We start from the raw sequence: 7161 nt of genomic DNA on the forward strand, positions 1-7161 counted from the left end.
GGTCAGGGCCGGTGCGGTGGTGTCCGCGGGTCCCCGGCGGCTCCCTGTCCCTTTCGCGGCTTCTCGGCGTCTCGTTGGGGTGCCAGGCCGTCAGCACACACCCGCTGTCAGCCCGGCGGAGGGGCAGCCGCTGCGGCGCGGCCGTGCCGACCGGCGTCCGTGCAGGGTGAGGAAGTACGTCTGAAGGGATTCCTGGGGGCCGATCACGAAGCGGTTCACGGTCCGGCCCAAGGGATTCCACAGTCGGCCGTCGGGCATCCGGACGGCGACGGGCTGCTCGAAGGCGGTGCGGAGCGGGTGGTCCACCGGCAGGTCCACCCACTCCGCGCCGGCCTGGCGCGCCAGGACCTCGCCGACGTACGCGCCAAGGCCGAGCAACGGCCCGGCCACCTCCTGACGCCGGGCGCCGCCGCGGCGCAGGCCGTCGACGATCCGGTCGACGACGCCGAGGCTCGCCACTCCGTAGTCCAGCGGCAGGCGGTTTCTCGCGGTCACGCGTCTGACGAACTCGGCCGCGTGCTGCTCCATCTCGGCTGCCCGCGGCGCCCGTACCCCGTGGTCCATCCTGATCACCCCTGCCTCGACACGTGGCGGTGGCTCCGGTGGACCCACCGGATGGTCAAGCGGATCCCGCACGCGGATCATCACGGGCCGATCGTGTGACGCTGGTCACAGTGACAAGAACGAGAGCGCCGCACCCCCGCCGGCCTGCGCGAGATGCGCGGATCGGCGTGGGTGCGGCGCTGGTCGGGGTCAGAGGTCCGAGGGCCGGCGGTGCCTGCCTCGCTTGGGGTGGGCTGTCGCGGTCTCGGCCCGGCCTTCCTCCTGGAGGTGCCGGCCCTCCTCACGCAGGTCCTGGTTCTGCAGGACCTTGCCGTCGGAGTCCTTCATCATGCCGCGGATACGCTTCAGCGCGCCCTTCACGTAGCCCATCGGGGGCACCTCCTCGGCCCGGGTGCTCGTGCTGCCTACAGCTCCATGGTGGGGGCTGGTCAGCCGAGGCGCCTGCCCTCCGGGTCCGTGGGGTACAGACCGGGGCCGGGGACGGGGTTCTCGCCGGGGGCGATGCGGCCGCGCCAGCCGCCCGTCTCGTGGCCGCGCTCCTCGATGAAGCCCTTGAAGCGCTTCAGGTCGCCCTTGACGCGCCGGTCGAGGACGCCGAGGGCGTCGCCGGTCCGCTCCGCCATGCCTTCGGGCTGGAAGTCCATGGCCAGGCTCACGCGGGTGTGCGACGCATCCAGCTGCTGGAAGGTGACGACGCCCTTCTGGCTGACGTCACCGCCCACCGTGCGCCACGAGATGCGTTCGTCGGGGAGCTGGTCGACAATTTCGGTGTCGAACTCCCGCTGGACCCCGGCGACCTTGGTCCTCCAGTGACAGTGCTGGTCGTCGACCTGCCGGACGTCCTCCACCCCTTCCATGAAGTTCGGGAAGTCCTCGAACTGGGTCCACTGGTTGTAGACGTTGCGCACCGGGACGTCGACGTCGATGGATTCCGTCACCATGCTCACGAGAAATCTCCTCGTCCGTTGGTTCCGCTTCCTTGCGTTCGTGTCGCGCGTGCCCGGCGCGGAACAGTTCAATCACGGTAAAAGTCCCCTCACTGCGCCGATCTCCGGCGGCATGGCGGGGCGGGGGTGGGGAACACGCGGGCAGGAATGATGTTCGCCCAGACCGTGGACAACACCTCGGAGGTGCCCGGTGCCCAGTACCAGCCTCATGGCCCCGCCGGAGACGGCTCGGCTGATCGCCCTGCCCGGCGTCTACCGCCCCCAAGGGGATACGTGGCTGTTGGCCGAGGCTCTCGGCGACGAACACCTCGGGCCGCATGACCAGGTCCTGGAGATCGGAGCCGGAACCGGTGCTCTCGCCCTGCGCGCGGCGGCCACCGGTGCGCGGGTCACCGCGACCGACGTGTCGTGGCGGGCCGTGATATCGACCCGGGTCAACGCCCTGCGGCAACGACGCCCGCTGCGCGTCCTGCACGGGGACTTCGCCGCCCGTGCCCAGGGCCGGCGCTTCGACCTCGTCCTGGCCAACCCTCCCTATGTGCCCTCCCCCGCGCCGCGGCCCCCGTCGCACGGCGCCGCCCGCGCGTGGGACGCGGGCCGGGACGGCCGGGAGGTCATCGACCGGATCTGCGCACGCGCCCCCGCGCTCCTGAAAGAGGGCGGTGTCCTTCTGCTCGTGCACTCCGGGATGTGCGGTACGGAAGCCACGCTCCGGCACCTGGAGCGGGCCGGACTGCAGGCGGCGGTGACACGGCGGGCCGTCGTCCCCTGGGGGCCCGTGCTGCGGTCCCGGCGCGACTGGCTGCTGCGCGAGGGGATCGCCGGAAGTTCCGAGACGTGGGAAGAGTTGGTGATCATCCGTGCCCAGCGCCTCTGAAGGCGGTACGCGTCGGGTCGTCATGGACCCGCGCGGTCCGGTCCTCGTCGAAGGGCCGGTCGAGGTGACCCTGGACGACGGGACGGTGGTCCGGTCGGACCGCTTCATGGTCGCCCTGTGCACCTGCCGCCGTAGCCGTACGTACCCGTGGTGCGACACCAGCCACCGGCCCCGCGAGCGCCCCGCCGCACGAGAGGACCCCTGATGACCTCGGCCGTAACGACGACGCGTACCGGCCCCCGCCTCGCCCAGGAACGCGGCGAGCTGTCCGGTGCCGTGCTGACCGCCCTGCGGACGAACGCTCCGCCTCGGTACTCCCCCGGCTCGCTCCCGGCGGCCGACCCCCTCGGCGAGGACCTTCAGCTCGCCCTCCACCTGCTGTACGAGCTGCACTACCGGGGCTTCGAGGGGGTCGACGACGACCGCGAGTGGGACCCGGACCTGCTGCGCATGCGGCAGGGGATGGAGGCACGCTTCCTGGACGCCCTGCGCGCCCTCGTCCCGGACGGCGACCGGACGGTGGACGCGGTGTTCGGCCCGCTGCTGATCGAGCCGGTCGACCCGGGCGACAGCGTCAGCCGCTTCCTGGAGACCGAGGGAGAGCTGTGGCAGATGCGGGAGTACGCCGCCCTGCGCTCCCTGTACCACCTCAAGGAGGCCGATCCGCACGCCTGGGTCATCCCCCGGCTGACCGGGCGGGCCAAGGCCGGGATGGTGGCGATCGAGTACGACGAGTTCGGCGCCGGGCGACCCGCGGACATCCATGCCCGGCTCTTCGCCGACCTCATGGACGATCTGGGGCTCGACTCGACGTACGGCCGGTACGTCGACCACGCGCCCGCGCCGCTGCTGGCCACCGTCAACCTCATGTCCCTCTTCGGCCTGCACCGCGCCCTGCGCGGGGCGCTGGTGGGGCACTTCGGCTACGTCGAGGTCACCTCGTCACCGGGCGCACGACGGCTGGCCCACGCGATGCGCCGCCTGGGCGCGGGTCCCGCGGCCGAACGCTTCTACGACGAGCACGTGGAGGCCGACGCCGTCCACGAGCAGGTCGTGCGGCGCGAGGTCATCGGCGGACTGCTGGCCTCCGAACCGCGTCTCGAGGCGGACGTCGCCTTCGGCTGCGCGGCGACGGCGGTGCTGGAGGACCGGCTCGGCGCCCACCTGCGCGCGTCCTGGTCGGCGGGCCGCTCCGCCTGCCGGCTCCCGCTGCCGGAGGCGGAGGCGAGCCGCCCCGAGCCGCGGGAGGCGGGTGACTGACCGTGGCCGGCCTGGACGGCTTCACGTCGAAGCTCGACCCCACGATGTACGTCGTCACCGCGACGGCGCCGGACGGCGAGCGGGCCGGTTGCCTCGTCGGCTTCGCCTCGCAGAGCTCGATCGACCCGCCCCGCTTCGTGGTGTGGCTGTCCCGGGCGAACCACACCTACCGGGTCGCCTGCCGCTCCTCGCATCTGACGGTCCATCTCCTGGGCCCCGAACAGCGCGGCACGGCGCGCCTGTTCGGTGAGGAGACGGGCGACGCCGTCGACAAGTTCGCCCGCGTGGACTGGCGGCCCGGAGAGGCCGGCAGCCCCGTCCTCGCGCACTCCCCCGGCTGGTTCACCGGCACCGTGGAGGCGCGGCTCGACGGCGGGGACCATGTCGGCTTCCTGCTCGCGCCGGTCGCCGAAGGCCCTGCCGAGGAACCGCCCTCCTCCGAGGACAGCCGCCCGCGGCTCTTCCTCCTCAGCGACGCCGCGCACTTCTCGCCCGGCCACCCCGCCTGAACGGGCCCTGGAGACGCCACCTCGCCCGGACATGTTTGCGAACGCCCTTGGCGTACATGCGAGAAGAGAGGCGGAACGTAGAAGCCGGACAGAAGGCTGAACGCCAAGGAGACGAGGGACTCATGGGAATCATCGCCTGGATCGTCATCGGGCTGCTGGCCGGACTCATCGCCAAGGCACTGACCCCGGGCCGGGACCCCGGTGGGCTGCTGCTCACCACGGTCATCGGCATCTGCGGCGGCCTGCTCGGCGGCTGGCTCGGCAAGGTGATCTTCAAGGTCGACGCCGTCGACGGATTCTTCGAGCTGTCCACATGGATCGCCGCGGTCGTCGGATCGGTCGTCCTGCTCCTGATACTCCGGGCCTTCACCGGTCGCCGTTCGCACCACGCCTGACGGACGGGGCCCGACAGTCACCATCGGCCCCGGGCACCCTTCGCCCCGTACACGGACACCGTGTGCGGGGCGAGGCCGTGCGGGCCACCGGGCAGACGCGGGTCGGCGTGCCCGGCCGCTTCCGGGGTATTCGGGTCCCACGTCGAGAGCGGCCGTGGAGGGGACGGGACATGAAGGCCAAGGCATTTCTGTACCGACGGGTCACGGGGGCGAGCGGGACGACGACGGAGGCGGGGCGCGCGGCGCCCGCGGCCCCGGCGACGCCTGCACGGCCCGCCGACGAGCCCGGCCGCCGCAGGCCCGCGCGGGCGCTCCGGGTGCTGGTCGGCCTGATCGCCCTGGCGGGCATGGTGGGGTTCGCCATCGTGCTGGGGCGGCTCACGCTCGACGCGTCACCCGCGTCCGTACCGCTCACGCGCAGCAACCTGACGCCCGGCAGCTCCATCCGCGCCTATCTGGAGCAGCCTGCTTTCGTGGACACGGTCAAGCAGCTGGGCGGCAATGTGGCGCTGGGCATGCCGTTCGGCCTCCTGCTGCCCCTGCTCTCCCGCCGGACCCGTGGGCTGGTCCGGGTGGCGCTGGTGACGGTCGGCACGATGTTCCTCGTCGAACTGATCCAGGGCGCCCTGATCACGGGGCGTGCCTTCGACATCGACGACGTCCTGCTCAACACCACCGGCGCCCTGCTCGCCTACCTGCTCATCGGCCGGCGCCTGGGCCGGGCGGTCCACCCCCGCCCCCGCCGCCGCTGGCTCCGGCGCCGTGGCCGCCCGGCGGCGACGACGTCGGAGGGGCACGGGTAGGTGCCTCGCGCCGGTGAGCCCCTCGGGTGGTGGCTTCGGCCCAGGCGGGCCAGGCTGGAGGGGTGGGCGGGGCGGAAGGCCGCCGCCCCTTCCGACGTGCCCCGACGCCCGCCCGGGGCAGCCGATCGCGGCAAAGACGTTTGCCGCGGCGGCGCCGGGTGAGTGGACATGCCGAGACGTCCGCCGCAGATCTGTACAAGGAAGGCAGACCGACCGATGACCGAGGACCGACCTCACACCACGACCGACTCCGGCGCCCCGGTGGAGAGCGACGAACATTCGCTCACCCTGGGACCCGGTGGCCCGATCCTGCTGCAGGACGCGTACCTGATCGAGCAGATGGCCCAGTTCAACCGGGAACGGATCCCTGAGCGCCAGCCGCACGCCAAGGGCAGCGGCGCGTTCGGCCATTTCGAGGTCACGCACGACGTCAGCGGCTACACCAAGGCGGCCCTGTTCCAACCCGGCACCCGCACGGAGCTCGTCACCCGCTTCTCGACCGTCGCAGGGGAGCGCGGCAGCCCGGACACCTGGCGCGACCCGCGCGGCTTCGCGGTGAAGTTCTACACCAGCGAAGGCAACTACGACATGGTCGGCAACAACACGCCGGTGTTCTTCGTGAAGGATCCGATGAAGTTCCAGCACTTCATCCGGTCCCAGAAGCGCCGCGCCGACAACAACCTGCGCGACCACGACATGCAGTGGGACTTCTGGACCCTCTCGCCGGAGTCCGCCCACCAGGTCACGTGGCTGATGGGCGACCGGGGCATTCCGCGCACCTGGCGCCACATGAACGGCTACACGTCCCACACGTACATGTGGATCAACGCCTCCGGTGAGCGGTTCTGGGTGAAGTACCACTTCAAGACGGACCAGGGCATCGAGTTCTTCACCCAGGCCGAGGCCGACCAGATGGCGGCCGTCGACACGGACTATCACACGCGGGATCTGTTCGAGCACATCCGCGACGGCGACTTCCCGAGCTGGACGCTGCATGTGCAGGTCATGCCGTACGCCGACGCGGCGAACTACCGCTTCAACCCGTTCGACCTCACCAAGGTGTGGCCGCACGGTGACTATCCGCTCATCCCGGTCGGCCGTATGACCCTCGACCGGAACCCGACCGACAACCACGCCGAGATCGAACAGGCGGCCTTCCAGCCGAACAACCTGGTCCCCGGGATCGGGCCGAGCCCCGACCGGATGCTGCTGGCGAGGCTCTTCTCGTACGCGGACGCGCACCGCGCGCGCCTCGGCACGAACTACCAGCAGCTCCCGGTGAACGCGCCCGTCGTCGACGTCCACTCGTACTCGAAGGACGGCGCGATGGCGTACCACAAGCGGACGGACCCGGTCTACGCCCCGAACTCCAAGGGCGGGCCGGCCGCCGACACGGAGCGGTACGGGTCCCCGCCCAGCTGGACCGCCGACGGGGAGATCACCCGCGCGGCCTACGTCTCCCACCCGGAGGACGACGACTGGGGCCAGCCGGGCACCCTCGTCCGCGAGGTACTGGACGACGAGGCCCGTGACCGCCTGGTGGACAACGTGGTCGGTCACCTCCTGAACGGTGTCAGCGAGCCGGTCCTGGAGCGTGCCTTCGAGTACTGGAGGAACATCGACGAGAAGCTGGGCGCCCGCATCGCCCAGGGCGTCCGCGCGAAGGCCGACGAGAAGGACCCGAAGGCCGCGGAGCAGGGCAACCCCGCGCGCAGCTCCATGCAGGACAAGGCCTGACGACAGGGCCTGACGGGGCTGGACCCGGTGCGGTGGGGCGCCCGGCGGAAACGCGGGGCCACCCCCCCC

General features: G+C 71.7%; 10 protein-coding genes. 7 read left to right on the forward strand and 3 right to left on the reverse strand.

From position 1 onward, the window contains the following. Window positions 1–90: 90 nt before the first annotated feature. The 3 genes from ACWF79_RS34545 to ACWF79_RS34555 all read right to left on the reverse strand — a co-directional run bounded on the left by ACWF79_RS34545 (window position 91) and on the right by ACWF79_RS34555 (window position 1511). Entirely contained in the window at window positions 91–495 is a 405-nt protein-coding gene (locus tag ACWF79_RS34545) for a hypothetical protein (protein ID WP_453732138.1), read from the reverse strand. 258 nt (window positions 496–753) lie between these two features. Next, complete coding sequence (locus ACWF79_RS34550; RefSeq protein WP_453732139.1) at window positions 754–933, reverse strand: hypothetical protein; 180 nt, start codon at window positions 931–933, stop codon at window positions 754–756. Between the two features lie 59 nt (window positions 934–992). Continuing rightward, window positions 993–1511 (reverse strand): SRPBCC family protein, encoded by a 519-nt coding sequence (locus ACWF79_RS34555; RefSeq protein ID WP_453732140.1) that lies wholly within the window; start codon window positions 1509–1511, stop codon window positions 993–995. Between the two features lie 208 nt (window positions 1512–1719). On the opposite strand from ACWF79_RS34555, the gene ACWF79_RS34560 reads away from it, so the two are divergent. The 7 genes from ACWF79_RS34560 (at window position 1720) to ACWF79_RS34590 (ending at window position 7092) form a co-directional block, all read left to right on the forward strand. Then, window positions 1720–2388, forward strand: a complete 669-nt coding sequence (locus ACWF79_RS34560; RefSeq protein WP_453732147.1) for a HemK2/MTQ2 family protein methyltransferase — start codon at window positions 1720–1722, stop codon at window positions 2386–2388. Next, on the forward strand, window positions 2372–2593 hold the full coding sequence (locus ACWF79_RS34565) for a CDGSH iron-sulfur domain-containing protein (RefSeq protein ID WP_453732141.1): 222 nt from the start codon (window positions 2372–2374) through the stop codon (window positions 2591–2593). Before ACWF79_RS34560 ends, ACWF79_RS34565 begins: the two co-directional genes overlap by 17 nt. Then, on the forward strand, window positions 2593–3648 hold the full coding sequence (locus tag ACWF79_RS34570) for an iron-containing redox enzyme family protein (protein ID WP_453732142.1): 1056 nt from the start codon (window positions 2593–2595) through the stop codon (window positions 3646–3648). Before ACWF79_RS34565 ends, ACWF79_RS34570 begins: the two co-directional genes overlap by 1 nt. Window positions 3649–3650: 2 nt before the next feature. Then, window positions 3651–4157, forward strand: a complete 507-nt coding sequence (locus tag ACWF79_RS34575; protein WP_453732143.1) for a flavin reductase family protein — start codon at window positions 3651–3653, stop codon at window positions 4155–4157. A 122-nt stretch (window positions 4158–4279) separates the two neighbouring features. Next, window positions 4280–4552: a GlsB/YeaQ/YmgE family stress response membrane protein gene (locus ACWF79_RS34580; protein WP_453732144.1), complete on the forward strand. Its 273-nt coding sequence runs from the start codon at window positions 4280–4282 to the stop codon at window positions 4550–4552. A 170-nt stretch (window positions 4553–4722) separates the two neighbouring features. Beyond that, complete coding sequence (locus ACWF79_RS34585; RefSeq protein WP_453732145.1) at window positions 4723–5355, forward strand: VanZ family protein; 633 nt, start codon at window positions 4723–4725, stop codon at window positions 5353–5355. A 216-nt stretch (window positions 5356–5571) separates the two neighbouring features. Continuing rightward, on the forward strand, window positions 5572–7092 hold the full coding sequence (locus ACWF79_RS34590; protein ID WP_453732146.1) for a catalase: 1521 nt from the start codon (window positions 5572–5574) through the stop codon (window positions 7090–7092). Window positions 7093–7161: the final 69 nt, after the last annotated feature.

It is taken from the genome of Streptomyces sp. NPDC054975, assembly GCF_053609105.1.

What these genes read in the sequence shown, in the direction of transcription:
- ACWF79_RS34580 (WP_453732144.1), top strand. Translation starts at nt 4,280, where the DNA reads ATGGGAATCATCGCCTGGATCGTCATCGGGCTGCTGGCCGGACTCATC.
- ACWF79_RS34560 (WP_453732147.1), top strand. Translation starts at nt 1,720, where the DNA reads ATGGCCCCGCCGGAGACGGCTCGGCTGATCGCCCTGCCCGGCGTCTAC.
- ACWF79_RS34585 (WP_453732145.1), top strand. Translation starts at nt 4,723, where the DNA reads ATGAAGGCCAAGGCATTTCTGTACCGACGGGTCACGGGGGCGAGCGGG.
- ACWF79_RS34550 (WP_453732139.1), bottom strand. Translation starts at nt 933, where the DNA reads ATGGGCTACGTGAAGGGCGCGCTGAAGCGTATCCGCGGCATGATGAAG.
- ACWF79_RS34570 (WP_453732142.1), top strand. Translation starts at nt 2,593, where the DNA reads ATGACCTCGGCCGTAACGACGACGCGTACCGGCCCCCGCCTCGCCCAG.
- ACWF79_RS34590 (WP_453732146.1), top strand. Translation starts at nt 5,572, where the DNA reads ATGACCGAGGACCGACCTCACACCACGACCGACTCCGGCGCCCCGGTG.